We start from the raw sequence: 24,103 nt of genomic DNA, 5'->3' as shown, positions 1-24,103 counted from the left end.
CCAGCCAGCCCCCACCACCCCGAAAAAAGACGCATGAACGCCGCCAAACGCCTGGAAATCTTTACGCGCTTTCGCGCCGCCAACCCCTCCCCGAAGACGGAACTCGAATACACGACGCCGTTCGAGCTGCTGATCGCCGTGCTGCTGTCGGCACAGGCAACGGACGTGTCCGTCAACAAGGCAACCCGCTTGCTGTATCCGGTCGCCAATACGCCTGCCAAGATACTGGCGCTGGGCGTCGACGAGCTGGCCAGCTACATCCGCACCATCGGCCTGTTCCGCACCAAGGCGAAGAACGTCATCGCCACCTGCCAGATCCTGCTGGAGCAGCACGGCGGCGAAGTGCCGCGCGACCGCGCCTCGCTGGAAGCCTTGCCCGGCGTGGGCCGCAAGACGGCGAATGTGGTCATGAACACGGCGTTTGGCGAACCGACGATGGCCGTCGACACGCATATCTTCCGGGTTTCGAACCGCACCGGCATCGCGCCAGGCAAGAATGTCGATATCGTCGAGCAAAAGTTATTGAAGTTCGTACCGAAGGAATTCCTGCACGACGCCCACCACTGGCTCATCCTGCACGGCCGCTACACATGCACGGCGCGCAAGCCGCAATGCTGGAACTGCATGATTGCCGACCTGTGCGACTACAAGGACAAGTCGCCGATGCCGGCCGTGGTATAGGTAAAAAAACGGCCCGAATGGGCCGATGTCGTTGCGTCGTAGGTCGGGTTAGCCCACAGGGCGTAACCCGACAACACCACGGTCCGTGCCAACAATGTTGTCGGATTACGCTCCGCTAATCCGACCTACAGCAAGACCATATTGTCGCGATGGATCAGCTCATGGCCTTCCATGTAGCCGAGGATGGACTCGATCTCGGTGGACGGCTTGCGCATGATGCGGCGCGCTTCGCCACTCGTGTAGTTGGACAAGCCGCGCGCCACGGGCACGCCATCCGCGTCGACGCAGGTGATCACGGCGCCGCGGCCAAATTCGCCATTCACGCCCGTCACGCCGATCGGCAACAGCGACTTGCCTTCCTGGCGCAGCTTTTGCGCGGCACCTGCATCCAGCACGACGGCGCCGGCCGTATGCAGATGATCAGCCATCCACTGCTTGCGCGCAGTCAACTGCCCCGTTTGCGCCCGCAACTCCGTGCCGATCGCTTCGCCCTGGGCCAGGCGGCTGAGCACGTCGCTGTCGCGGCCCCAGGCGATGATGGTATGGGCACCGGACTTGGCGGCGCGCTTGGCGGCGAGGATTTTCGTCAGCATGCCGCCACGCCCCAGGCTGCTGCCGGCGCCGCCGGCCATCGCTTCCAGGGCCGGATCGCCAGCGATGCCCTGCGTGATCAGATAAGCGTTCGGGTCCTTGCGCGGGTCGGCCGAGAACAAACCGTGCTGGTCGGTCAGGATGACGAGCGCATCGGCTTCGATCAGGTTGGCGACCAGGGCGCCCAGGGTATCGTTGTCGCCGAACTTGATTTCATCGGTGACGACGGTGTCGTTTTCGTTGATGATCGGCACCACACCCAGACGCAGCAGGGTCGTCAGGGTGGAGCGGGCATTCAGGTAGCGTTCGCGGTCGGCCAGGTCGGCGTGCGTGAGCAGCACTTGCGCCGTGCCGAGGCTGTGGGCGCGGAAGCTGCTTTCATAGATTTGCGCCAGGCCCATCTGGCCGACGGCGGCGCAAGCCTGCAATTCGTGGATATCGGTGGGGCGCTGCTCGAAACCGAGGCGCAGCATGCCTTCGGCGATGGCGCCGGAGCTCACCAGCACGACTTCCTTGCCCAGGGCGCGCAAGCCGGAAATCTGCGCGGCCCAGCGCGCGATGGCGGCATGGTCGAGTCCGCGGCCATCGTTGGTGACCAGCGAAGAGCCGACTTTGATGATGATGCGGGTAGCTTTTTGAATCACGGAATCCATGGGGCGGCGCTCTTCACTTAATAGACGTCAGCGCGCAGGACGCAGCAGCAGCAAGGCCAGCCCCGCCGTCAGCTCCATTGCGCACATGAACAACACAAAACCCTGGGGCAAGCCGAAGCTGATGGCCGCGAACAGACGGCCGGCGGGCTGCGCCAGGACCAACATTGCAGTGATATCGCCGAGGACAGGCGGTTCGCCCTGCCGTGCCGCGAACAGCGCCAGGAGCGCGGTAGCGCCCCAGACACCGACATGAGTAGCGTAGAACTGGCTGTAGCCGTTGACGCCATTGAGGAAGATGCCCATGCCGGCCGCCATTTCATCGGCGAACAGCAGGCAGGCGACCGCGCTCAGCCCGTAAGCATACGCGATCAGATGCAATACACGGCGCTGCCACGCTTGCTTGCGCGCTGGCGCGGCAGCGGCCGTCTGTACCGACATCAGGGTAAAGCCTTAGTCGAGGATCTTGAAACGCGGATCATCGGGGTCGATCGACGAGATACCGCGTGCTTCTTCGGTCATCTGCGTTTCTTCGGCACGGCTTTCGCTGTGTTTCTTCTCTTCCAGATGCTGGTAAATCGCATTCACCAGTTCCGGGCAACCCTGATGGTTCAGCGCGGAGATCTCGAAGACGGGACCTTTCCAGGCGAAACGCTTGAGGAAGTCCTTGACGATCTTCTTGCGCTCTTCTTCCGGCACCATGTCGAGCTTATTCAACACCAGCCAGCGCGGCTTGTCGACCAGCGACTCGTCGTACTTCTTCAATTCCTTGACCAGCGCCTTGGCTTCCTTGACAGGATCGACGTTGGTTTCAAACGGTGCCAGGTCGACGATGTGCAACAGCAGACCCGTGCGCTGCAAGTGACGCAGGAATTGATGGCCCAGGCCCGCGCCTTCGGAAGCGCCTTCGATCAAGCCGGGAATATCGGCGATCACAAAGCTCTTCTCGTGCGACACGCGCACCACGCCCAGGTTCGGGTGCAGGGTGGTAAATGGGTAATCGGCAATTTTCGGACGCGCGTTCGAGACGGCCGAAATGAAGGTCGACTTGCCGGCGTTCGGCATGCCCAGCAGGCCAACGTCGGCCAGCACTTTCAATTCCAGACGCAGTTCGCGGCGTTCGCCTTCCTTGCCCTCGCCTTTTTGGCGTGGTGCGCGGTTGGTCGAGGACTTGAAGTGGATATTGCCCCAGCCGCCTTCGCCGCCCTTGGCCAGCATTTCAGTCTGGCCGTGTTCGGTCAGGTCGGCCAGGATTTCGCCGCTCGCGTTGTCGATGATCAAGGTGCCGACCGGCATGCGCAGGTGGATGTCATCGGCGCCCTTGCCATAGCAATCTGCGCCACGGCCAGGCTCGCCATTGCGAGCCTTGTGCATTTTGGAGAAGCGGAAATCGACGAGCGTGTTGATATTGCGGTCGGCGACTGCCCAAATGGTGCCGCCCTTGCCGCCATCGCCGCCATCGGGACCGCCGAAAGGCCGGAATTTTTCACGGCAGAAAGAGGCGCAGCCGTTGCCGCCATCGCCCGCGATGACTTCGATTTTTGCTTCGTCGATAAACTTCATAATTTTGCCGCCATAAAACTAAAAAGGCTCTACCTTGGGCAGAGCCTTTCGATTGAAGGCTTGCGCCTTACATCATGCGATCATTGCGGAGCGAACTAGCGCTCCGCAGTGAATTACGCTGGTACTGCTGCGTTAGGTACAACGGTCACGAATTGCTTCGAGCCAGCACCTTTGACAACGAACTTCACTTTGCCCGCGATCAGCGCGAACAACGTGTGGTCCTTGCCCATGCCTACGCCTTCGCCGGCGCGCACTGGGGTGCCGCGTTGACGAATGATGATGCCGCCAGCATTGATAGCTTGGCCGCCGTAGACTTTAACGCCCAGACGTTTTGATTCTGAATCACGGCCGTTTCGCGTTGTGCCGCCGCCTTTTTTATGTGCCATTTAAGACTCCTTGATAGCTGATTATGTAGACAAACTGCGTCAAACAGCGGCGATTAGCCGTTGATCGAAACGATTTGGATTTCGGTAAAATTCTGGCGATGGCCTTGATGCTTTTGGTAGTGCTTACGACGACGCATCTTGAAAATTTTGACCTTATCATGGCGACCATGCGCCACAACCGTAACCAGTACCGTTGCACCTTCGACCAATGGAGCACCAAACTTGATGCTGTCGCCCGCGCCTACTGCGAGAACTTGATCGATGGTGATTTCGGAACCAATGTCTGCCGGTATCTGTTCTACTTTAAGTTTTTCGCCAGCGACAACTTTGTATTGTTTGCCACCGGTTTTTATGACCGCGTACATGATTTGAAACCTCATCAAATGTTGAAAGAATTTGTCCCACTGCCATGAAAAGCAAGCCGTGCACAACAGGGGGAACCAGCGATTATACACGGACTGAGAAATTGCGTCAAAAACTATTCACAAAGCTTGACGATCGTGGTATGTCGACAACCTGACCATCATGTCAGGCTTGCGCCAGGCGGACAGCAAAACGCGCGCCAGTGCCAACAAGGTCAATCAATTGCTCTACAGTCATAGGCAAACGTCACGCACGCGCAAGCCTTGTCGTATAATCGCGGCACCCACAATCTAATGCAGGTTCGCCTTGTCTGACGCTAACAAACACGTTAACCAAAACACCATCGTGCAAACGATTGCCGCCGATATGGACGCAGTCAATACGGTGATCCGCCAAAAGTTGCACTCCGATGTGATTCTGATCAACCAGATCGCTGAATACATCATCAGCGCAGGCGGCAAACGCATCCGTCCCGTGCTGATTTTGCTGGTGGCCAATGCCCACGCCTATCGCGGCACGGCGCACCATGAACTGGCCGCCGTGGTCGAATTCATCCACACCGCCACCCTGCTGCACGACGATGTCGTCGACGAATCGTCGATGCGCCGCGGACGCCAGACGGCCAATGCGCTGTTCGGCAATGCCGCTTCGGTGCTGGTGGGCGACTTCCTGCACTCGCGCTCGTTCCAGCTGATGGTGTCGCTGAACAACATGCGCGTCATGCAAATCCTCTCCGACGCCACCAACGTGATCGCCGAAGGCGAAGTGCTGCAGTTGCTGAACATGCACGATCCGGACGTGACGCAAGAAAGCTATTTGAACGTCATCCGCTCGAAGACGGCCAAGCTGTTCGAAGCGTCGGCGCAACTGGGCGCCCTGATCGCCGGTGCCAGCGAAGACGACATCGAAGCGGCTGCCGAATACGGCCGCTCGCTGGGCACGGCCTTCCAGCTGATCGACGACGTGCTCGACTATGCAGGCGACGCCGCCGAGATCGGCAAGAACGTGGGCGACGATTTGCGCGAAGGCAAACCGACCATGCCGCTGATCTGGCTGATGGAAAACGGCACGCCGGAACAGCGCGAGCTGGTGCGCAGCTGCATCGAGCAAGGCGACGAACAGCATTTCGATACCGTCCTGGCCGCCATCACCAATAGTGGCGCCCTCGACTACACGCGCAAGCAGGCGGAAATCGCCGGCCAGCGCGCCGCCGATGCCATCGCCGGCTGGCCGGACAGCGTCTACAAGCAATCGATGCTGCAACTGTGCTCGTTTGCCGTGGACCGCAATCACTGATCCCGTTTTATTACATGCAATACAAAACGGCGCCACTGGCGCCGTTTTTTTATTTCACCGGCTTGCCATCGGCGCCCACCACGGCCTGGCCGTCTTCCTTGGCAAATGCCCCTTGCTGCGGCAGCGGCAATATCTCCAGCACCTTTTCCGACGGCCGGCACAGGCGCACGCCCAGTTCCGTGACGACGATGGGACGGTTGATCAAAATAGGATGGGCTTGCATGGCGTCCAGCAGGACCGCATCGCTCAACTCAGGATTGGCCAGGCCCAGCTCGTCATACAGGGCGCCCTTGTCACGCATCGCCGCGCGCACGGAAAGACCCGCGCGCTTGATCAGGTCGACCAGCTCTTCACGCGAAGGCGGATGCTTGACGTAATCGATGATGACGGGCTCGACGCCCGTGTTGCGGATCAGGGCCAGGGTATTACGCGAGGTGCCGCAGGCCGTGTTGTGATAGATCGTGATCGTCATGTCGTGATGTCCTTCAGTTAGTAGGTTCGCTGACGCAACAAGTCGCGCCAGCGCAGCAGTTCTCGGTCAAAAAGGCCAGCAAGCCGTTCATGCCCGCATAATTGGCGGCATAGATGATGGAGCGCCCTGCCTTGCTTGCCGTCACCAGATTGGCATGCGCCAGTTCTTTCAGGTGAAACGACAGCGACGAGGGCGCGATCGCCAGCGCTTCGGCGATTTTCGTCGCCGCCATGCCTTCCGGCCCCGCTTGTACCAGCAGGCGGAACACGGCCAGCCGCGATTCCTGTGCCAGCGCAGCCAGGGCTGCGATGGCGGCCGCACTCGTCAATGGCGCAGTTTGCGTTGCGATTGTCTTTTCATTTTCCATATTTCAATAATAGTCGAATTATTGAATCGTTTCAAGCGACACCTCTTACGTAACCCAGCGCACCGACTGTCATGGTCTATCGGTCTATCTTGAAGAAAAAATCACTGCGATTGGCATCCCCATGACACGCTCAACCCCGCTCAAAATCCTCGGCTGGAGCCTGGCCGCCCTGCTGGCCCTGATCGCCATCGTGGTCATCTTCGTGCTGACCTTCGACTGGAACCGCGCCCGCCCCTACATCAACGAGAAGGTGTCGGAAAGCACGGGCCGTACCTTCGTCATCGGCGGCGATCTGCAGGTGAAATGGCAGCAAGGCCTGAAAACGGAACCGGGCTGGCGCCGCTACGTGCCGCGCCCCGTCATCAGCGCGCAGGACGTGCGCATGAGCAACCCGGACTGGGCGACGGCCGGCCCGCAACTGGCCAGCGCGAAACGCATCGACGTGGCCATCCATCCCTTGCCCCTGTTGCAGCATCGCGTGGTGCTGACGGACTTGGCGCTAGCCTCTCCCAACATTGCCCTGCAGCGGCGCGCCGATGGCAGCAACAGCTGGACCTTGAAAGACAACGGCCCTTCGGCATGGGACGTGGAAATCCAGCGCATGGCCTTCGGCGACGGCGTCATCCGCTACCTCGACGAAGGCATCGCCCTCGACGTGCACGCCAAGGTCAGCTCGACGGCGCCCGACGCCACGCCGGGCGATGCGCCAGGCAACGCTCCCGTGCAGAAATACGGCATCGCCTTCACCTTGGGCGGCAGCTACCGCAAGGCACCCGTGACGGGCGGCGGCAAGGCCGGCGCGGTGCTGTCCTTGACCGACAACAACACCGTGTATCCCGTGCAGGCGCATGCCGTGCTGGGCAAGAACAAGGCCAGCATCGACGGCACCTTGACGGATCCACGCTCATTGTCGGGCATCGATTTGCAGCTGAGCCTGGCCGGCGCCAGCATGGCCGACCTGTATCCGCTGACGGGCGTGCTGCTGCCGGAAACGCCGGACTACGCGACCAAGGGCCGCCTGCTGGGCAAGAAGGACGGCGCCAGCTGGAACTGGACCTATCAGAATTTCAAGGGCACGGTGGGCCAGAGCGACCTGGGCGGCACCCTGCAATATTTGCCGCGCCAGCCGCGCCCCCTGCTGCGCGGCGAAGTAACGTCGCAGCAATTGCGCCTGGAAGACCTGGGCCCCACCATCGGCGCCGACAGCAATGCGCGGAAACAGGCGCGCGGCAAGGCGCCCGTGCAACCCGACAACAAAGCCTTGCCCGTGGAACAGTTCAACACGGCCAAATGGAATGCGCTCGACGCCGACGTGAAATTTACGGGCAAGAAACTGGTGCGCACGCACGACATACCGCTCAACAATGTCGTCGCCAACATCCACATGAAAGACAAGGTACTGAGTTTGACGCCGCTCAACTTCGGCATGGCCGGCGGCGACATCACCTCGAACATCACGCTCGATGGCCGTCAAAAGACCATCGCCGCGCAAGCCAAGGTGGCGGCGCGCCACCTCAAAATTCGCGAACTGTTTCCCAAGCTGCAATCGATGCAAGCGAGCTTCGGCGAAGTATATGGCGACGCGGCGCTGACGGGCCACGGCAATTCCGTCTCGGCCATGCTGGCCAGCGCGAATGGCGAACTGGCGGCCACCGTCAGCGAAGGCTCCGTCAGCCAGTTCATGCTGGAACTGGCCGGCCTGAACCTGGCCAACGCCGTCTTCGTGAAAATCTTTGGCGACAAACAAGTCCACCTGAACTGCCTGGCCAGCGATTTCGCCGTCACGAATGGCCAGGCCGACGTGCGCCGCTTCGTGCTCGATACGGACACGGCCGTCGTGAATGTCACGGGCAACGTCAACCTGGCCACCGAAACCCTGGACCTCGACGTGCGCCCCCGCACCAAGGGCGCCCGCATCATCACCCTGCGCACGCCGCTGTACGCGAAAGGCACGTTCAAGAACCCGGCCGTCGGCCCGCAAAAAGGTCCGCTGGCCCTGAAAGCGGGCGCCGCCGTAGCCCTGGCCACCGTCGTCACGCCACTGGCCGCCCTGCTGCCGCTGGTCAACGTCGACAAGGCCCCCGACACGGACTGCGCCGCCGTCATGGCGCAAGCCAACGCCACCCGCAAGGCCCCGACTTCGCCGGCGACGAATGCGCCAGCAAAAAAAGTCAGCGAAGCGGAGATCAAGAAGGCGCAGCAGGAAAAGAAATAGAGGTTGATGCAGCCGCTTGAAACCCGCCCCGCCATCTGCTGTAATAAAGAAAAGCGGGGTGTGGCTCAGCCTGGTAGAGCGCTGCGTTCGGGACGCAGAGGCCGGAGGTTCGAATCCTCTCACCCCGACCAAATTTCTTTTTTGCAAATCAAGAACTTAGAAAAGCCACAGCTACTGGGCTTTGTCATTTTTAGTCCGTTAGTGGCAAATTAGCGTAGCTGTTCGGTGTTCCACTTCTAGTATCGGTTCGCCGTGGCCGCCGACAAACGGCAGATTGGCTGGCCCGAGGCGGCATGTTCGTCGCGTCGAGCACGAGGCTCGTTTCGCCCTCTTGCATGGTTCTGACTCCTTGAATTGATGGAGGCCGATTCTGGATGCCAAATGATCAGCAATGAAAAATGGGAGTAAGTAGCGCACTTACGTACAATTTCCTGAATTGGCATGATGAAGTTGTTTCATAGTAGTTTGACACAGAGCTCTGACCGTCCACTCGAACGAGCCCAACAGGTTCGTCAGCAGCGCGACACAACGCATAAACAATCTCAACTGGAATCCCCAGGCTCGGTCTGGCCGGAATCGCACCCAGCGCCAATCGGCCGGCTTCGACTGATAGTCGTAGAGGCAAACATTGCCAGGTCAACAGCACTGCATCAGCCTGCTCGAACCAGAATACAGCCGTGAGGACAGGTGTTCCATGATTCACCTCGCCCGCCGTTCGCCAGCATGACGGAAGTAAGCTGATCCCCTAAATACCCCGAAGAAACTAATGATGATATTGTCCAAAAACAAGATGGGTTCGGAACTATCAAAGCAAAATGGTATCTCGGAATAGACAATCCGTACGTCTGCAGCTTGGCTTGGTTAGCAGCCTCATCCGGGCAGAGTTGAGAGGCTGGCCGCGTAACGGTGCGCCGATTTGACCAATTAACGGCCCTCGTCTTGTTTGGGCAATGGAAAACAATATGCCGCATGAACATGTTGCCGCGCGTACCGCCCTGGTATTGGAGACGAATAACCTGCGCGGCGGCGCCGGCCTGGATGCGGCCGGCGCCAGCCTGCTGCATGTGATCGGCCTGCTGGCGCAACAGAGCGTCGCACTAAGCGCACTCGCGCAAGTGATCGTCACGCACGACGGCTTGTGCGAGCGCATTCGCACAAGCGCGGAGCGCCTGGCGGGCCGCGACATCGACTTCGTGCGGATCCATGCCAGCACCGGCTACTACCAGGCCAAGAACGACGGTTTCGACGCCGTCCATGCCGACCGCTGCGACTACGTCTGCTTCGCCGACGCCGACTGCAAGCCCGAACAAGACTGGCTTGAACAGCTGATCGCGCCGCTGACGGACGCAGCGCCACCGGCAGTGGTGGCCGGCCGCACCAGCTACGCTGCCACTGTGGCAGGCACCGCCCTAACCACGATTGACTTCATGTACTTCCCCAGCCAGCTGCTAGCTCGCGCGACGCGCAACTTCTACGCCAACAACGTGGTGTTCTTGCGCGAGCTGTTCGCGCAGCACCGCTATCAGCCACTCGACGGCGTGTATCGCGCGCACTGTCAGGTGCTGGGCCTGCGTCTCCAAGCCGCAGGCGTGGCTCTGCACTACGCCGTGCGGGCGCACACCGTGCACAAGCTGCCCGATACCCGCTTCGAGCTGTTCAAATTACGCTGGATGCGCGGACAGGACACGCTCGGCTTGACGCCCCACCTGGTGCGCACCTATCTGCCACGGTCCATGCAATGGCTGGCAAATAGCGGCCCTGTCGGACCGCTCTGTGTGCTGACGGCGCGGCTGTGGTACAGCCTGCACGCACTCAACCATCAGGATGCAACGCCGGTGCGCGGCCTGCGCTGGGTGTCGGCCGTCGTTCTGATCGGGTTTTTTTCCGGGCTGGACATGCTTGGCGCACTGTGCCGGGGCCTCGGCATCCGCAGCGCTGCCGCCGAGGGCGCCGACGCACAATCGCTGTCCTACCATGAACGCTAACCACGGGAAACCCTACCATGACCTTGCACCGTTCCTACACCACTTTGCAATGGGCAGCCCTGAGTTTGCTGGCGCTGACCGGTAGTGCCCGCGCCACCGACTTGGAGGGGCGTGGCGTTCATTATTTTGCATCAGCCAGCGGCTGCCCGCTTCCCGAGGTGAACACGCATGCCGAGATGTGTAACCGCATCGGCCTCGACGACCAGGCCACCACGGCAGCTGTCGACACCAGCTCGTACCAGATTCACTTCAACAACGCCCGCAGTTATGGCAAAAAGACCATCGTCGGCGACGTGCTGTTGCAAGGCTCGGCACTGGACGAAGCGGGCCGCCGCGTACCGGTCAGCGTCCACCTGATACTGAGCAAATCCGGAGACAGTTGGTCAGTCAGCAGCCATGCGCATACACCGGTCAAGGGGGCATTCAGCGCGGTACGTATCGACCCCTATCTGGTGGACGTGCCGGCAGCAAGTGGCCGACGTGTGCTGGTATCGTTCGAGCAAGCCACAAAGCTGGTGTCCGATCCCGCCCTGGCCGCGCGCCTGTCCAGCCACCTGGTACAGGTACGTGACAACCGCGGCGCGAAGCCGGGCGATCCCGACATCACCATCACGCTCGGTGCAGGTAAGGTAGCCAAGCCTGTGATGCGCGCACGGCTGCACAGCGATCCGCCAAGCGCCGGCAACGCCGGCGCCCTGCTGGCGCACGGCACTTGGTCATTCGAGCTCGAAGCGCTGACCGGCAAAATCCCCAACCAAGTGGTCCAGCGCGAACTGTTCCTGTACGGCCTGAGCGACCACCCGCTGCTCAAGCCGCTGATGAAGCGTGGCTTCGCCGCGCGCGACAAGCTGACCATCGGCGCCGTGCACGGCCAGGGCTACCTGCGTTACGGCGACCAGCAACAGGCCTTTGCCGGGGCCGGCAATGCGGCGGCGGCTTTCCTGCAGCAAAGCTTTATCGGGCTCGTGCTGGGCAATCAGCTGGCGGCGGGCGATGCGCTTGCACGCTGATGGATGGCCGCTGCCGGCCCGCTTGGCAGCGCCGCCACTATGCGGCTTGCCGGCCATGCAGGCGCGCTGGGTCGACCACATCAAGCGTGCCGCCCTGCGCCAACTGCATGCCAGCGTGGCCGGTGAACGGCTGCTGTTGCGTATCTACCTGATAGGCGAGGAGGCCAGCGAAATCGCGCTGCAGTCTGACCTGCTGGGCCAGCCGCCGGCCTGGCTGGCGCGACAAATGGAAAAGCACCTGGCGGACGAACGGCGTCATGCTTCGCTGTTTGCGGCTGCGCTAACGGCGCGGGGCGGGATAGCGCCGGTGCCTTTGTCCGCGCGCCCCGATGCGCTCACCCTACGCAAGATCGCGCAATGGCGCACACTCGCGCATCGCTACAGTAGCAGCTTTTCCGCAGGCCACCTCATCCCGGCGTTCGCTATCGGCTTGTGCGCCGAACAGACGTTCACCCGCGTTCTGCGGCGCCATTGCGCGCTGATTGGCACAGTTCATCCGCTATATCCCCTGTTGGTTGGTGTGCTGAGCGATGAAGACCGCCACGTGCGCTTGTGCCAGCATACGCTGGCACGTCTGGTGCTGCCGTCCGAACACGGGAGCCTGGCATCGCTGCTCGATGAGATTCGCGCCATCGATCGTGCCTGGGGCGTCTCCAGCGCGCTCATCATGTATCTGGCCGGCGCCGCGTTGCGGCTGTGGCCCGCACGTCCATGAACACCATCAAGGTGACCTATCTGGCAACGGCCGACGCCCGCGGTCACCTGATGCGCGCGCAACTACTCACGCATGCGTTACGCGAATACGGCGCCGATGTCGATGTACTGACCACATCGGACGAAGGCGTCGCTTTCCTGGCCGGATTCGGCATCACTGCGCAAGTGCTGTCGCGCCACTACGCAGTCCAGTTTGACACCCGGCAAAACATGCTGTCCGCAGAAACCGACGCAAATATCGCCAACTATCTGTTTCGACCGTCGCGGATGTGCCGCGACATGATGCAACTACGCATCGCTCTGCGCAGCGCAGACTTAATCATCAACGACTCATTTCACCCGGCATTGCTGTTCATGGGCTGCATGCCGGCATGGCGGGGCAAGGTGGTACACATCTACGGCACCAGCTTGCGGCAGGCGGTTCAAAACAATTTTTCCGGGCGACTACCAGCTATCCTCTCACGCCTGTTCCATCGCATCGTCGGATGGCAGATCAACGCCAGCTTAGCGCGCATTGAGCACGACTTCAGCTACGAGGCGACTTGCGACGGCGCCACATTCCGCCTGCCGACTCCGGTCGTTGTGGCCGCGCTGTTTGACGCCGCAGTGCCGCGCGCGCAGGCATGCGCAGCCGTCTACCTCAATCCCCATTTCCGCGACCCCTGCCTGGCCGATGGGATCGAAACCGGCTTGCTCCTCGCCGGCATGCACGCAACGCTGGTCGGCGAGGGCTATGCCGGACGCGCGCGATGGAAGGCGCAGGACGCCGACTGGGTGCGGCAAGCTGCCGCCAGCAACCTGATCGTCTCGGCGCCCGGCATGGCGGCGTTGTCGGTGGCGCTGGTCTACGGTCGGCCCATCGTTCTGGTGCTAACCGAGCAGCCGGAGCAGAAAATCAACGCAGCGCGCGCGGCGGCGCTGGGGCTGGCGCATCGCATCGTCGTCTGGCGCGGCGACGCGCCAACGTTCGCCCAAGACCTGTGCAGCGCGTGCGCCGATCTGCTACAAAGCGCCCCCACCTTGCCTGCGCCGGACGGCCGCGCGGTAGCCGGCGCACGCCTGCAGAGCTGGGTAGCGGTGCTGTACGAGCTGGCCGCGCGGTCTGTCCACCGATGAGGCGTCCATCATGAGGCCCCCATTACCGGCGCATCTCACAACGATCAGCAATCCGCGCGCACTACTCGCCGTCGCGCTTGACTGGGCGCTGATTGCTGCCTGCTTCGCCGCGGCTATCCGCTTTCCCTATCCGCTGGTGTTCCTGCTAAGCGCGGTCCTGGTCGCCCGCACCCAGCTCGCGCTAGCCGTTCTGATGCATGAAAGCGCTCACGGTACCCTGCTGTCGCATCGGCGCCTGAACGACATCGCAGGCCAGCTGTTCGCGGCAGCGCCACTGCTGCTGGTGATGGATTTTTATCGCAGCGGCCACTTGCAGCATCACCGTGCACCGATGGTAGCCGACGATCCGGTCGCCACCATATTCGGCATCGACGACTACCCCGTGACGCGTAGGGAATTGGTGTGGCGTTTGTTCAAAGATGCCACCGGCATTGGATACTTCCTCAGCGCGCGCAATCTGGTGCGCGCCAGGCTGCGTGGCCGCAATGCGCACAAGGCTGCCGGCCACAGCAAGAGGTTCTACGCAATCGCCAGCATCGTTGCGGTACAGGGCGTGATGATCGGCCTGCTCGCGGCGGCGGGACATGCAGCGCTGTATTTCGGGCTTTGGATCTTACCAGCGCTGACCTTGCTACCGCTGTTCGGGCGCATACGCGCGATCACCGAGCACGCGGGCTACCGGGCGTCGGAAGATCAGCGATTCAGTGCGCGTACCGTCGTACGGCGCAGCTGGCAAACTTTTTTCGTCGGACCGCATCGTATCCATTACCATATCGAGCATCATGAATATCCACACGTACCCTTCTATCGCCTGCAGCAGGTGCATGCGCTAATGGTGCAACAAGGCCGCCTGCCGGCGGCCAACTTGTATCGATCGTATGGACAGGTGCTGAGAGACGTCAGCCAACTCAAGCAAATTGCCGAACACTGACCGCATGCTTTGCATTCGAACACGATCAATGTCTGAGCTAAGCGTTGATTTAATTTTGGATACCCTGACGGTGGAGTCGCGCCAAGTGGAATTGCCGCGGCCCGACCATGTCGGCGTATCGGATTTTCTTTGCTTTTCAACGTATAAGCAAGTTCGAATCCTCCCACCCCGGCCAGCATCCTGAAATGCCATCGGCATCCTTCCTTATCTGAATTCGCGTGACAAGTCTGCGTCGTTGGTTGATATAAATTTCTGAGAAGGCGTCCAAGCCATGATGAACCATCCGTCGAAGCAAGCGGCAAGCAAGAAGAAAGCCTATCTCCTTGGACTGCTCACTGGATTTCTCCCGATCCTCGCCTTTTTCCTGCTCCTGATCGATCATCCGACTGAGTTTCTTGGGATATTCACAGGTATCAGCGTGCCACGTTTCAATGACCGGCCACTGAAAATCCCACTTGCATGCCTCGCACTGTGCCTGTTTATTTGGGCATGGGTCAAGCTGGGGAAATCAGGAAGAATCACGATCAGTGAACAGTACGGATTGCTTTTTATTGCGACACTGATTGTCATGGTACGGTTCTTGATTTTTATGCATCAACTAGGGGAGGCATTGAAAGGCATGGCTTGGTAATTAATTCGAAGGAAGTCCAACGGCCGACGCGACGCTTAGACAGGCAGAAGGGCAATTCGAATACTTTTGTCCAGAGTCACATTACCCCCTTGCTTCCTTGCCCACGCAATCTTCAAGCACCTTTACCTGCGCGTTAGCGTGTGCCCGCGAAGTGTGATATTAATTGAATAATTGATTAATTAAACACCTTCATCGCGCAAGGGCCCAGCCATATGTCTTTCCTGATAGTTCTGGCCGCACTGGCCTTCCTGATGCTGGCCGCCTACCGCGGCTATAGCGTGATCCTGTTTGCACCCGTCGCCGCGCTCGGTGCCGTGCTGCTGACCGATCCGTCGGCCGTGCCTGCCGTGTTCAGCGGCATCTTCATGGAAAAGATGGTGGGCTTTATCAAGCTGTATTTCCCCGTCTTTTTGCTCGGCGCCGTGTTCGGTAAACTAATTGAGCTGTCCGGCTTTTCACAGTCCATCGTCGTGGCCGCCATTCGTTATATCGGCAGTGCGCGCGCGAATGCCGTGATCGTTGCCGTGTGCGCGGCGCTGACGTATGGCGGCGTATCGCTGTTCGTGGTGGTGTTTGCCGTTTACCCGTTCGCAGCCGAGCTGTACCGCCAGAGCAATATTCCCAAGCGGCTGATGCCGGGCGCCATCGCCCTGGGCGCGTTTTCCTTCACCATGGATACCTTGCCGGGCACGCCGCAAATCCAGAACATCATCCCCACCACCTTTTTCAATACGACCGGCTGGGCCGCGCCGTGGCTGGGCACGATAGGCGCCGTGCTGACGGTGATCATGGGACTGGCCTTCCTCGAATGGCGCCGCCGTTCCGTCATGGCGACGGGCGAAGGTTATGGGGCCGAGACCGACAAGGCCACGGCCGGCGTGGGCGACTTGCCCCATCCGCTGCTGTCGGTGGCGCCTCTGGTGCTGGTCGGTGTGGCCAACTTTGCGCTGACCAAACTGATTCCCCAATGGTACGGCGACAGCTACGTGCTCACCGCCGACGCCCTGCCCGGCTTGCATGCGCCCGTGTCGACGTCGATAGCCTCCGTGACCGGCATCTGGGCCGTGGAAGGCGCCTTGCTGCTGGGAATTTTGCTCGTCTGCATTACCGCCTTCGGGCGCATCCGCGCCGCCTTTGCCGAAGGCACCAAGGCGGCCGTGGGCGGCGCCTTGCTGGCGGCCATGAATACGGCGTCCGAATATGGCTTCGGCGGCGTCATCGCGGCCCTGCCCGGCTTTCTTGCCGTCAGCAACACCCTGCGCAGCGTGCCCGATCCGCTCGTCAACGCGGCCGTGTCCGTGACGACCCTGGCCGGCATCACGGGATCGGCCTCGGGCGGCATGAGCATCGCGCTGGCAGCCATGTCGGACAGTTTTATCCAGGCCGCGCAGCAGGCGCATATTCCGCTCGAAGTCATGCACCGCGTGGTGGCCATGGCCAGCGGCGGCATGGATACCTTGCCGCACAATGGCGCCGTGATCACCCTGCTGGCCGTCACGGGCCTCACGCACCGCCAGTCCTACCGCGACATTTTCGGCATCACCGTCATCAAGACGGTAGCCGTGTTTTTAGTAATCGGTATTTACTACCTGACAGGGCTGGTATGATCGCGTCTTCCCCGACGCTCTTTCGCACCGCTCCATGAATCATTTCCAGGTATTGATCGCGGCCGTCTCGGCCGTGGTGCTGTTCTTGTACAGCTTGCAAGCTTTCAGCCGTGAACTGCAAGCGATGGGCGGCGCGGGCATGCAAGCCTGGCTGGCGCGAGTCACCACCAACCGCTGGTATGGCTTTCTCGTCGGCGCCATCGCCACGGCGCTGGTGCAGTCAAGCAGCGCCACGACGGCGCTGGCCGTCGCCCTCGTCGATGCGCAGGTGATCAGCTTTGCGGGCAGCCTGGCAATCCTCCTGGGGGCGAATGTCGGCACGACGGCCACGGCCTGGCTGGTGTCGATGAAGCTGACGGGCATCGGCCCCCTGTTCATCATCGGCGGCGCCCTCGTCTCCAGCCTGCCCAGCAAGATACAGGCGCTGGGCAAGGCGGCGTTTTACTTTGGCTTGATCTTTTTCGCGCTGGACCTGATTTCGAGCGAACTCAAGCCGCTGCAGGCGCAGCCGTGGTTCGTCGACACCCTGGCGCAGGCGCGCGAACCGTGGATCGCCTTGCTGATGGGCGCGCTATTTACGGCGCTGGTGCAATCGAGCAGCGTCTCCACCGGCCTGGCCATCGTGCTGACGCAGCACCAGCTGATCCCGGCCGAGGCGGCCATCGCCATCGTCGTGGGCGCCAACGTCGGCTCCACCTCGACAGCGCTGCTGTCGAGCCTGCAGATGAGCGCCAACGCGCAAGCCACAGCCAAGGCCAACTTCCTGTTCAACCTGGCCGGCGCGCTGGCCTTCTTCCCCTTCATCCCCGCCCTGTCGGATGCCTTGCTGCCGCTGGCCGGCACGGCCGTGGCGGCCGCGCACCTGATTTTCAACCTGTGCGTGGGCCTGTGTTTCCTCGTGTTCCTGCCCTACCTCCAGCCGCGCCTGATGCGCTGGCTGAAGGCGGCTCCCGCCTGAGGCTATTTCACGGCCGGCGCGGCGCCTGTCGCTTGCGCCGGCTTGAACACATGGCTGATGCCCATGGTCAGCAGCGGACCGGCCAGCGCCAGGTAGGAACTGTCCACGCCGTACGGATTGCCCGCCAGGAACCAGCCAATCGTGGCGATCACCGAGACGATCACGCCGACAAAGGCGCCGCGCGGCGTGCCGAATTTCGGCGCATAGAAGGCCATCAGCACCAGCACGGCCAGGGTGGCGCGCAGGGCCTTGCCCAGGAAGGCGATCATCAGCAGTTTTTCCGCATACAGCGCCAGCACCAGCGGCAGCAGGCCCGCCACGACGATGGCGATGCGCAGGAACATCAGCGATTTCGCGTCGTTCTTCGCCTTGTTATACCAGGGATCATAAAAATCCTTCATGGCCAGGGTGGCCGATGCCAGCGTGGTGGCGGAAATGCCGCCAAACAGGGCGCCGGCCAGGCCGACGATCATGATGCTGGCGGAAAACGCCGGCATGTGGGCGATCATCGTGGGAAACGCGTCGATCGACTTCATGCCCGGATACAGCACGGCGCTGCACATGCCGATCAGGGCCGCCATCAGGCCGAACGGGATCATCAGCGACGACACGTAATAGCAGGCGCGCTTGGCCACGGCCGGATTGTCCGTGCTGACCAGCGCCTGGATCACATATTGCGTGGCGAAGATGGAACCGATGCCGCCGATCATCCAGGCGATGATCTGGCCCCAGCCGATCTCGACCCAGTTGAACATCTTGGCCGGCAGCTGCGCCTGCAGCGCGCCGATGCCGCCCGTTGCCTCCAGCGCATACGCCAGCGCCAGGATCACGCCCAGGTATTTGACGATGGAGTGGGCGAAATTGGTGTACACGACCGAGCGCATGCCGCCCAGGCTGACATAGATCACGGTGATGGCGCCGACCAGCAAGATGGCGACCGTCTTGTTGATGTGCAGCACGGCCGCCAGCACGGCGCCGCCGCTCGCATACAGGGCCACGGCAACGATGCTCAGCGCGACGATGGTGAGGATGGACGCCGCATAGCGCACAGGCTCGCCATACGTCTGCGCGAGAATGCCGGAAATCGTCGACTGCCCGCTTTCCTTGTATTTTTTCACCAGCACGATGGCCAGCAGGAAAAAGCCCAGCGACAGCGCCACCAGATTCCACGCGGCGGAAATGCCCAGTTCATAGCCCTTCTGGGCCGTGCCGATGCTGACGGAACTGCCGATGAATTCCGACAATAGCAAGGCGCCGATCAGGAAGGCGGGATAATTGCGCCCGCCCGCCGTCATGCCCTCGGCGCTGTTGGCATGCTTGCGCACGCTATAGGTAATGTACGACATGAGGGCGAAATAGCCCACCGTGACCGCGGCGATGATGATCAATCTGTTTTCCATCCGTCTACTCCAAGTCTGCTTTTCTTATTATTATTTTTCAAGAAAGCCTCCCCTGCCGCATGCCAGTCTTGCCGGCGACGCTGCTCAGGGGAAAACCACATTCCCGCCGTACCGATACGGTACAGCAAGCCTCACACTAAAAAAGTCCGCAACTGTTCTGTAAACAAGTCCGCCGCCTCAATGTTCGAGATATGCGAAGCGGGCAGGCTGGCCAGGCGGGCGCCAGCGATCTGCTGCTGCAGCCAGCGCCCGTCGTCGATGGTGGTCACGGGATCATGCTCGCCCGCGATGATCAGGGTCGGCACGGCGATCGTGCCCACGGCGTCGTGCAAGTCCGTCTGGGCCAGCACGTCGCAACAGGCCGCATAGCCGCTCGCATCCTGGCCCCGCAAAATGCCGGCCAGGCGCGCCACCGTGTCCGCTTCGCGTTCGATGAACTGCGGCGTGAACCAGCGCGCGGCGGCGCTCTCGGCCACCGCGGCCATGCCGTCGCGGCGCACCTGCTCCGCCCGCAACTGCCACGGCGCGGCGCCGCCGATGCGCGCCGCCGTATTCGCCAGCACAAGGTGCGTCAAGCGCCGCGGCTGGTGTATGCCCAGCCACTGGCCCGTCAAACCGCCCATGGAAATGCCGCAGAAGGCGGCGCGTTCGATATCAAGATGGTCGAGCAGCGCCACCACATCCTGCCCCAGCCGCTCGATGCCGAACGGCGCGCCGCCGCTGGCCGACTGGCCATGGCCGCGCGTATCGTAGCGCACGACAAAAAAGTCGCCGGCCAGCGCGGCCGCCTGCGCCTCCCACATGGACAGATCCGTGCCGAGGGAATTCGACAGGACCAGGCAAGGCTTGCGGCGCTCGCCATCCGTGCGGTAATGCAGGCCGATACCATCCACCGCGCACGTTTTCCCCACAATATCGTTGCCTATCATTGCATGTCTCCTCAGGAATCGTCGTCGCGCACGGACGAGGGATGGCGGCACAGCGGCATCACGTCGATCTGCATGTAGGGGAACAAGGGCAAGGAAGTGAGCAAGTTGTGCAGCTCGTCCACGCTGTCCACGTCGAAGACGCTGACATTGGCGTACTGACCGGCGATGCGCCACAGGTGGCGCCACTTGCCCTCGTGCTGCAGGCGCTGCGCCAGTGCCTTTTCCGTTTGCTTGAGTTGCGCCGCCTGCTCAGCGGGCATGCTCAATGGCAGGTTCACGTTCATGCGTACATGGAATAACATGGTTTCTCCTTTGACTGACTTATTGACGCTGCATGACGCGCAGCTTGTCCATATCGATCTCGACGCCCAGGCCCGGCCCTGTCGGCACCTGCAGCATGAAGTCGCGGTACACGAGCGGCTCGCGCAAGACTTCCTGCGTCAGCAGCAGTGGCCCGAACAGCTCCGTGCCCCAGGCCAGTTCCGCGAACGTGGAGCACACATGGGCCGTGGCGGCCGTGCCGACGCCGCCTTCGAGCATGGTGCCGCCGTACAGGCCCACGCCAGCCAGACGCGCCACGGTGGCCACTTCCAGCGCCGGCAGCAAGCCGCCCGACTGGGTGATTTTCACGGCAAACACGTCGGCCGCGTCGGCTTGCGCCAGCGCCAGCGCATCGGCGGGGCCATGCAGGGCTTCGTCGGCCATGATGGCCACGTCGAAGCGCTGCTTCAGGCGCGCCAGCGCGGCGCGGTTGCCCGCCTTGACCGGTTGCTCGATCAGGTCGACGCCGCCCGCTTCCAGCGCGGCGATGCCGCGCACGGCGTCCGTTTCGCTCCAGGCCTGGTTGACGTCGACGCGCACGCTGGCCCGTTCGCCCAGTGCACGCTTGATCTCCAGCACGTGGGCCACGTCATCCATCACGTCGCGCAGACCGATCTTCAACTTGAAGATGCGGTGGCGGCGCAGTTCCAGCATCTTTTCGCCTTCGGCGATATCGCGCGCCGTGTCGCCGCTGGCCAGCACCCAGGCCACGGGCAGCGCATCGCGCACGCGCCCGCCCAGCAATTCCGACAGCGGCACGTTCAGGCGGCGCGCCTGGGCGTCCAGCAGGGCCGTCTCGATCGCGCACTTGGCGAAGCGGTTGCCCTGGATGACCTTGCGCACCCTGGCCATGGCCTTGGCCACTTCGCTCGCTTCCATGCCGACCAGCAGCGGCGCGATATAGGTGTCGATATTCGTCTTGATGCTTTCCGGGCTTTCGCCGCCGTAGCCCAAGCCGCCGATGGTGGTCGCTTCGCCCCAGCCCGTGATGCCGTCGGCGCAGCGCAGCCGCACCAGCACCAGGGTTTGCGTATTCATGGTGGCGACCGACATGCGGTGCGGACGTATGGTAGGCACATCGACCAGGTAGGTCTCGATATTTTGAATCATATTTATTCCGTATAATTCTGTGGAGTGGTGACACGATATGCCCCGAATCTCCCCACGTCCAACACCGAGTTGGTATCAAACCTATACTTGAAAGGTATGAAGATGGAATTACGCCACTTGCGCTACTTCGTTGCGGTCGCAGAGGAAAGGAACTTCACGCGGGCCGCCGCGCGGCTGCACATCGCGCAGCCGCCGCTGAGCCGGCAGATGCAGCAGCTGGAAGAAATCCTGGGCGTGGCGCTGATCGAAAAGGGGTCACGGCCCTTGCGGCTGACGGAAGCGGGCGAGTTTTTCCTCGCCCATGCGCGGCCCCTGCTCGACCAGGTGCGCGACCTGCAGGCGATGACGCAGCGCGTGGGCAAGCTGGAACGCACGCTGTCGATCGGCTTCGTCGCCTCGACCCTGTATGGGGAGTTACCCGACATCGTGCACCGCTTTTGCGAGCGTCATCCCGAAGTCGACGTAAGCCTGCATGAAATGACGACGGTGCAGCAGTTGAAGGCCCTGAAGGAAGGCCGCATCGACGTGGGATTCGGACGCCTGAAAAGCGAAGACCCCAGCATCCGCCGCATCCTGCTGCGCGAGGAGCGGCTGGTGGTGGCCCTGCCACCGGGCCACCGGCTGGCCAAGGGGGAAGGCGGATTGCGCCTGACTGACTTGATCCACGAAACCCTGCTCGTGTATCCGAAAGCGCCACGTCCCAGTTTTGCCGACCAGGTGCTGGCCATGTTCAGCGAAGGCAATGTCACGCCCGGCCCCGTTACGGAAGTGCGCGAGCTGCAGATTTCCATGGGACTGGTGGCGGCCGGCCAGGGCATCTCCATCGTGCCGGAAAGCGTGCAGGCCATGCATCACCGGAACGTCGTGTACCGCAAGCTGGACGACAAGCATGCGTTCTCGCCCATTTTATTCAGCATGCGGCATATGGACCGCTCGCCGGAACTGGAAAACCTCCTCGCTGCCGTGTACTCGATCTACGATGAACACGGCATCGCGCACGTCAAGGAAAGCCTGTAGCAGTGACTACGCCGCGTCGGCCAGCAATGTCGGGCGCAGCGCGCGAATGCGCAGTTCCGTGAAATAGCCGCCCGCCTCGTTGTAGCGCAGGTAGTAACGGCCGCAGTTCAGGCAGCGGGCCACCTGGCTCAGGTTCGCGGGATAGTAGCGCGGGGCGATGGGCGCGTCCACGCTGTCATAGCGCGTGCCGTGCGGGTGGTATTCGGCAAACGTCGGTTCTTCGTACGGGTCTTCGCGCAGGGTGCCGACTTCTTCAAAGCGGTCCAGCTCCAGCGAAGTGGGAAGGCGCTGCCAGGCGTCCAGCGGGACGGCGCAGCAGCTGCATTTTTTGGTCACCAGGGCCGACGCGGCGGCCAGTGAGGACAAGGCGGGAAAGTCGATGAATACCATGTTCAACCGTTACAAGGGGGCGGCCCATGGCAACGAGCCTGGCCGCACCCCTTATTCTAGCGCAGTCGCACCCTGCCGATACGCGCACCGCATTTCGCCAGGAGCAGCTCCAGCAACAACAGCATGGCGCCGGAAACGAGCAGCAGCGGCATCAGCGCGCACATGACGGCCGCCGCCAGCCAGGCCAGCATGGACGGCGAGGTCCAGGCGCCCGGCAGCAGCTTGGGCAAACCCAGCGAGCCTGGCAGGCGCCGCTTGAAAAACATCACCCAGCCCGACACCAGCGAGAACAGCACGCTGGCGCCGAACAGCAGCAGCAAGGCCTGGTTCCACCAGCCAAATTCGCCGCGGTGGAATGGAATGCCGATGGCCGTCGCCTTGCCGAACGCCGTCTGCGCTTCCCAGCCCGCATAGTACAAAGGCTTGCCGCTGTAGGCATCGAATTGCAGATCGAAGCGCAAGGTGGGCTGGCTGCGGTCGGCCATGGTGGCGCGCCACACATCATCCTGGCTGGCCGGCGCCGTCAGCTGCACGGCGATGGCGGGCGCGTGGCTGCGCGCTACCTGCCACGCATCCTGCCAGTCGAGCGGAGCGCCCGCCTCGGTCGAATGCAGACCGCGCGGCACGGGCGGCGGCGCCTGGCCGCTGACATCGCGCAGCGCGCGGATGCGCCCGCCCGCCTGCTGGCTCCACGTCAGCCCCGTCGTCAGGATCACGACGCTGACGATGCCGAGCGCCACGCCAAGAAAAGCATGCCACTGGCGCCAGCCATTGCGGCCCCGCGCGCCCCGCTTCGGCAAGCCCGATTGCGCGCCGCGCGGCCACCACAGGACCACACCCGTCACCAGCATCACCATCAGCCAGCTGGCCGCCAGCTCGATCATCCAGCGCCAGCCATCATTCTGCAGCAGGCGCGAATGCAGCTTTTTCGCCCAGTTGCCAAAGCGCTCGCTGCTGGCCAGGCTGCCCAGCACGCGCGCGTCATACGGATTCACATACACGATGATGGCTTGCGCGGGCAGGCCAAACTTCGGCTTGGCCGGCGCGGCATGTCCGCCATGGCCCGCATGTTCATCCTGCGCGCCGCCGGGCGGCGCAAAAGCCACCTGCACCGCGTCATCCGGTTGAAACGGCGGCACCACGTGCTGCACCGTCCAGCCGCGCGGCGCGGCCCGCTCCGCTGCCGCCACGGCGGCGTCCAGCGGCAGCATCGAGTCCTGCGGCGCCACATGATCGAGGTGCTGGTACAGCCTTGCCTCGATCTGCGGCGTGAACACATACAACATGCCCGTCAGGGTGGCCACCAGGGCAAACGGCGAGGCGATCAGCGCGGCCCAGAAGTGGATGCGCCAGTACAGGCTTTTGCGCCGCGCGATAAGAAAGGTGTGATCGTCCATGGC

General features: G+C 62.2%; 25 protein-coding genes and 1 tRNA gene. 13 read left to right on the top strand and 13 right to left on the bottom strand.

Annotated elements, in window-relative coordinates:
- The first annotated feature begins 33 nt into the window (after nt 1-33).
- On the top strand, nt 34-681 hold the full coding sequence (gene nth / locus HWE17_RS23645) for an endonuclease III (protein ID WP_035825095.1): 648 nt from the start codon (nt 34-36) through the stop codon (nt 679-681).
- Between the two features lie 125 nt (nt 682-806).
- Here nth and proB read toward each other — a convergent pair whose 3' ends face one another.
- From proB to rplU, 5 genes are all read right to left on the bottom strand, one after another.
- Nucleotides 807-1,925: a glutamate 5-kinase gene (proB, locus tag HWE17_RS23640; protein WP_035825093.1), complete on the bottom strand. Its 1,119-nt coding sequence runs from the start codon at nt 1,923-1,925 to the stop codon at nt 807-809.
- A gap of 27 nt (nt 1,926-1,952) precedes the next feature.
- Entirely contained in the window at nt 1,953-2,363 is a 411-nt protein-coding gene (locus HWE17_RS23635; protein ID WP_035825091.1) for a hypothetical protein, read from the bottom strand.
- Between the two features lie 12 nt (nt 2,364-2,375).
- A complete protein-coding gene (obgE, locus tag HWE17_RS23630; protein WP_034754647.1) occupies nt 2,376-3,485 on the bottom strand; it encodes a GTPase ObgE in 1,110 nt (369 codons plus the stop codon).
- A gap of 113 nt (nt 3,486-3,598) precedes the next feature.
- Entirely contained in the window at nt 3,599-3,871 is a 273-nt protein-coding gene (gene rpmA / locus HWE17_RS23625; protein WP_010395157.1) for a 50S ribosomal protein L27, read from the bottom strand.
- A 53-nt stretch (nt 3,872-3,924) separates the two neighbouring features.
- On the bottom strand, nt 3,925-4,236 hold the full coding sequence (gene rplU / locus HWE17_RS23620) for a 50S ribosomal protein L21 (protein WP_034754730.1): 312 nt from the start codon (nt 4,234-4,236) through the stop codon (nt 3,925-3,927).
- 304 nt (nt 4,237-4,540) lie between these two features.
- On the opposite strand from rplU, the gene ispB reads away from it, so the two are divergent.
- Nucleotides 4,541-5,530: an octaprenyl diphosphate synthase gene (gene ispB, locus HWE17_RS23615; protein ID WP_035825085.1), complete on the top strand. Its 990-nt coding sequence runs from the start codon at nt 4,541-4,543 to the stop codon at nt 5,528-5,530.
- A gap of 49 nt (nt 5,531-5,579) precedes the next feature.
- Here ispB and arsC read toward each other — a convergent pair whose 3' ends face one another.
- Together arsC and HWE17_RS23605 are read right to left on the bottom strand one after the other, a co-directional pair.
- Nucleotides 5,580-6,002 (bottom strand): arsenate reductase (glutaredoxin), encoded by a 423-nt coding sequence (gene arsC / locus HWE17_RS23610; RefSeq protein WP_176390455.1) that lies wholly within the window; start codon nt 6,000-6,002, stop codon nt 5,580-5,582.
- 13 nt (nt 6,003-6,015) lie between these two features.
- The gene (locus HWE17_RS23605; RefSeq protein ID WP_176390454.1) at nt 6,016-6,369 is read right to left on the bottom strand and encodes a helix-turn-helix transcriptional regulator; all 354 of its coding nucleotides are present in this window, start codon (nt 6,367-6,369) and stop codon (nt 6,016-6,018) included.
- A 121-nt stretch (nt 6,370-6,490) separates the two neighbouring features.
- Between HWE17_RS23605 and HWE17_RS23600 the strand changes: the two genes are divergently transcribed.
- From HWE17_RS23600 to HWE17_RS23555, 10 genes are all read left to right on the top strand, one after another.
- The gene (locus tag HWE17_RS23600) at nt 6,491-8,584 is read left to right on the top strand and encodes an AsmA family protein (protein WP_176390453.1); all 2,094 of its coding nucleotides are present in this window, start codon (nt 6,491-6,493) and stop codon (nt 8,582-8,584) included.
- 54 nt (nt 8,585-8,638) lie between these two features.
- Nucleotides 8,639-8,715 (top strand) — tRNA-Pro (locus tag HWE17_RS23595).
- Between the two features lie 831 nt (nt 8,716-9,546).
- Nucleotides 9,547-10,569 (top strand): glycosyltransferase family 2 protein, encoded by a 1,023-nt coding sequence (locus tag HWE17_RS23590; protein WP_255206370.1) that lies wholly within the window; start codon nt 9,547-9,549, stop codon nt 10,567-10,569.
- 17 nt (nt 10,570-10,586) lie between these two features.
- Nucleotides 10,587-11,579: a hypothetical protein gene (locus tag HWE17_RS23585; RefSeq protein ID WP_176390451.1), complete on the top strand. Its 993-nt coding sequence runs from the start codon at nt 10,587-10,589 to the stop codon at nt 11,577-11,579.
- A gap of 55 nt (nt 11,580-11,634) precedes the next feature.
- Nucleotides 11,635-12,294, top strand: a complete 660-nt coding sequence (locus HWE17_RS23580; RefSeq protein WP_341353818.1) for a hypothetical protein — start codon at nt 11,635-11,637, stop codon at nt 12,292-12,294.
- Nucleotides 12,291-13,409 (top strand): hypothetical protein, encoded by a 1,119-nt coding sequence (locus tag HWE17_RS23575; RefSeq protein WP_176390449.1) that lies wholly within the window; start codon nt 12,291-12,293, stop codon nt 13,407-13,409. Before HWE17_RS23580 ends, HWE17_RS23575 begins: the two co-directional genes overlap by 4 nt.
- 10 nt (nt 13,410-13,419) lie before the next feature.
- Nucleotides 13,420-14,340 (top strand): fatty acid desaturase family protein, encoded by a 921-nt coding sequence (locus HWE17_RS23570; RefSeq protein ID WP_176390448.1) that lies wholly within the window; start codon nt 13,420-13,422, stop codon nt 14,338-14,340.
- A 271-nt stretch (nt 14,341-14,611) separates the two neighbouring features.
- Nucleotides 14,612-14,971 (top strand): hypothetical protein, encoded by a 360-nt coding sequence (locus HWE17_RS23565; RefSeq protein ID WP_176390447.1) that lies wholly within the window; start codon nt 14,612-14,614, stop codon nt 14,969-14,971.
- 212 nt (nt 14,972-15,183) lie between these two features.
- On the top strand, nt 15,184-16,578 hold the full coding sequence (locus HWE17_RS23560) for a GntP family permease (protein WP_176390446.1): 1,395 nt from the start codon (nt 15,184-15,186) through the stop codon (nt 16,576-16,578).
- Between the two features lie 34 nt (nt 16,579-16,612).
- Nucleotides 16,613-17,536: a Na/Pi cotransporter family protein gene (locus HWE17_RS23555; protein ID WP_176390445.1), complete on the top strand. Its 924-nt coding sequence runs from the start codon at nt 16,613-16,615 to the stop codon at nt 17,534-17,536.
- 2 nt (nt 17,537-17,538) lie between these two features.
- Here the strand turns inward: HWE17_RS23555 and HWE17_RS23550 are convergent, their stop codons facing one another.
- From HWE17_RS23550 to HWE17_RS23535, 4 genes are all read right to left on the bottom strand, one after another.
- The gene (locus HWE17_RS23550; protein WP_176390444.1) at nt 17,539-18,936 is read right to left on the bottom strand and encodes a sodium:solute symporter family protein; all 1,398 of its coding nucleotides are present in this window, start codon (nt 18,934-18,936) and stop codon (nt 17,539-17,541) included.
- Nucleotides 18,937-19,067: 131 nt separating this feature from the next.
- Nucleotides 19,068-19,865 (bottom strand): 3-oxoadipate enol-lactonase, encoded by a 798-nt coding sequence (gene pcaD, locus HWE17_RS23545; protein ID WP_176390443.1) that lies wholly within the window; start codon nt 19,863-19,865, stop codon nt 19,068-19,070.
- A gap of 11 nt (nt 19,866-19,876) precedes the next feature.
- Nucleotides 19,877-20,167 (bottom strand): muconolactone Delta-isomerase, encoded by a 291-nt coding sequence (gene catC / locus HWE17_RS23540; protein ID WP_035825063.1) that lies wholly within the window; start codon nt 20,165-20,167, stop codon nt 19,877-19,879.
- 19 nt (nt 20,168-20,186) lie between these two features.
- Complete coding sequence (locus tag HWE17_RS23535; protein ID WP_176390442.1) at nt 20,187-21,296, bottom strand: muconate/chloromuconate family cycloisomerase; 1,110 nt, start codon at nt 21,294-21,296, stop codon at nt 20,187-20,189.
- Between the two features lie 102 nt (nt 21,297-21,398).
- Here HWE17_RS23535 and HWE17_RS23530 point away from each other — a divergent pair, with 102 nt between their 5' ends.
- Entirely contained in the window at nt 21,399-22,313 is a 915-nt protein-coding gene (locus HWE17_RS23530; RefSeq protein ID WP_099401064.1) for a LysR family transcriptional regulator, read from the top strand.
- Nucleotides 22,314-22,319: 6 nt separating this feature from the next.
- On the opposite strand, the gene HWE17_RS23525 is transcribed toward HWE17_RS23530, so the two are convergent.
- Both HWE17_RS23525 and HWE17_RS23520 read right to left on the bottom strand, forming a co-directional pair.
- A complete protein-coding gene (locus HWE17_RS23525) occupies nt 22,320-22,703 on the bottom strand; it encodes a hypothetical protein (protein WP_176390441.1) in 384 nt (127 codons plus the stop codon).
- Nucleotides 22,704-22,759: 56 nt separating this feature from the next.
- Entirely contained in the window at nt 22,760-24,100 is a 1,341-nt protein-coding gene (locus HWE17_RS23520; RefSeq protein ID WP_176390440.1) for a PepSY domain-containing protein, read from the bottom strand.
- Nucleotides 24,101-24,103: the final 3 nt, after the last annotated feature.

It is taken from the genome of Janthinobacterium sp. BJB401 (assembly GCF_013372745.1).
GTDB lineage: Bacteria > Pseudomonadota > Gammaproteobacteria > Burkholderiales > Burkholderiaceae_D > Janthinobacterium > Janthinobacterium rivuli.
The sequence above is the reverse complement of the archived record's forward strand: the minus strand, read 5'-3'. Positions and strand labels throughout refer to the sequence as shown.

Coding starts and splice junctions, on each gene's coding strand:
- HWE17_RS23635 (WP_035825091.1), bottom strand. CDS start 2,363: ATGTCGGTACAGACGGCCGCTGCCGCGCCAGCGCGCAAGCAAGCGTGG.
- HWE17_RS23580 (WP_341353818.1), top strand. CDS start 11,635: ATGCAGGCGCGCTGGGTCGACCACATCAAGCGTGCCGCCCTGCGCCAA.
- HWE17_RS23530 (WP_099401064.1), top strand. CDS start 21,399: ATGGAATTACGCCACTTGCGCTACTTCGTTGCGGTCGCAGAGGAAAGG.
- HWE17_RS23525 (WP_176390441.1), bottom strand. CDS start 22,703: ATGGTATTCATCGACTTTCCCGCCTTGTCCTCACTGGCCGCCGCGTCG.
- HWE17_RS23565 (WP_176390447.1), top strand. CDS start 14,612: ATGATGAACCATCCGTCGAAGCAAGCGGCAAGCAAGAAGAAAGCCTAT.
- pcaD (WP_176390443.1), bottom strand. CDS start 19,865: ATGATAGGCAACGATATTGTGGGGAAAACGTGCGCGGTGGATGGTATC.
- HWE17_RS23560 (WP_176390446.1), top strand. CDS start 15,184: ATGTCTTTCCTGATAGTTCTGGCCGCACTGGCCTTCCTGATGCTGGCC.
- HWE17_RS23590 (WP_255206370.1), top strand. CDS start 9,547: ATGCCGCATGAACATGTTGCCGCGCGTACCGCCCTGGTATTGGAGACG.
- rpmA (WP_010395157.1), bottom strand. CDS start 3,871: ATGGCACATAAAAAAGGCGGCGGCACAACGCGAAACGGCCGTGATTCA.
- HWE17_RS23535 (WP_176390442.1), bottom strand. CDS start 21,296: ATGATTCAAAATATCGAGACCTACCTGGTCGATGTGCCTACCATACGT.
- HWE17_RS23550 (WP_176390444.1), bottom strand. CDS start 18,936: ATGGAAAACAGATTGATCATCATCGCCGCGGTCACGGTGGGCTATTTC.
- HWE17_RS23575 (WP_176390449.1), top strand. CDS start 12,291: ATGAACACCATCAAGGTGACCTATCTGGCAACGGCCGACGCCCGCGGT.
- HWE17_RS23555 (WP_176390445.1), top strand. CDS start 16,613: ATGAATCATTTCCAGGTATTGATCGCGGCCGTCTCGGCCGTGGTGCTG.
- HWE17_RS23520 (WP_176390440.1), bottom strand. CDS start 24,100: ATGGACGATCACACCTTTCTTATCGCGCGGCGCAAAAGCCTGTACTGG.
- HWE17_RS23570 (WP_176390448.1), top strand. CDS start 13,420: ATGAGGCCCCCATTACCGGCGCATCTCACAACGATCAGCAATCCGCGC.
- arsC (WP_176390455.1), bottom strand. CDS start 6,002: ATGACGATCACGATCTATCACAACACGGCCTGCGGCACCTCGCGTAAT.
- obgE (WP_034754647.1), bottom strand. CDS start 3,485: ATGAAGTTTATCGACGAAGCAAAAATCGAAGTCATCGCGGGCGATGGC.
- HWE17_RS23605 (WP_176390454.1), bottom strand. CDS start 6,369: ATGGAAAATGAAAAGACAATCGCAACGCAAACTGCGCCATTGACGAGT.
- HWE17_RS23600 (WP_176390453.1), top strand. CDS start 6,491: ATGACACGCTCAACCCCGCTCAAAATCCTCGGCTGGAGCCTGGCCGCC.
- HWE17_RS23585 (WP_176390451.1), top strand. CDS start 10,587: ATGACCTTGCACCGTTCCTACACCACTTTGCAATGGGCAGCCCTGAGT.
- catC (WP_035825063.1), bottom strand. CDS start 20,167: ATGTTATTCCATGTACGCATGAACGTGAACCTGCCATTGAGCATGCCC.
- rplU (WP_034754730.1), bottom strand. CDS start 4,236: ATGTACGCGGTCATAAAAACCGGTGGCAAACAATACAAAGTTGTCGCT.
- proB (WP_035825093.1), bottom strand. CDS start 1,925: ATGGATTCCGTGATTCAAAAAGCTACCCGCATCATCATCAAAGTCGGC.
- nth (WP_035825095.1), top strand. CDS start 34: ATGAACGCCGCCAAACGCCTGGAAATCTTTACGCGCTTTCGCGCCGCC.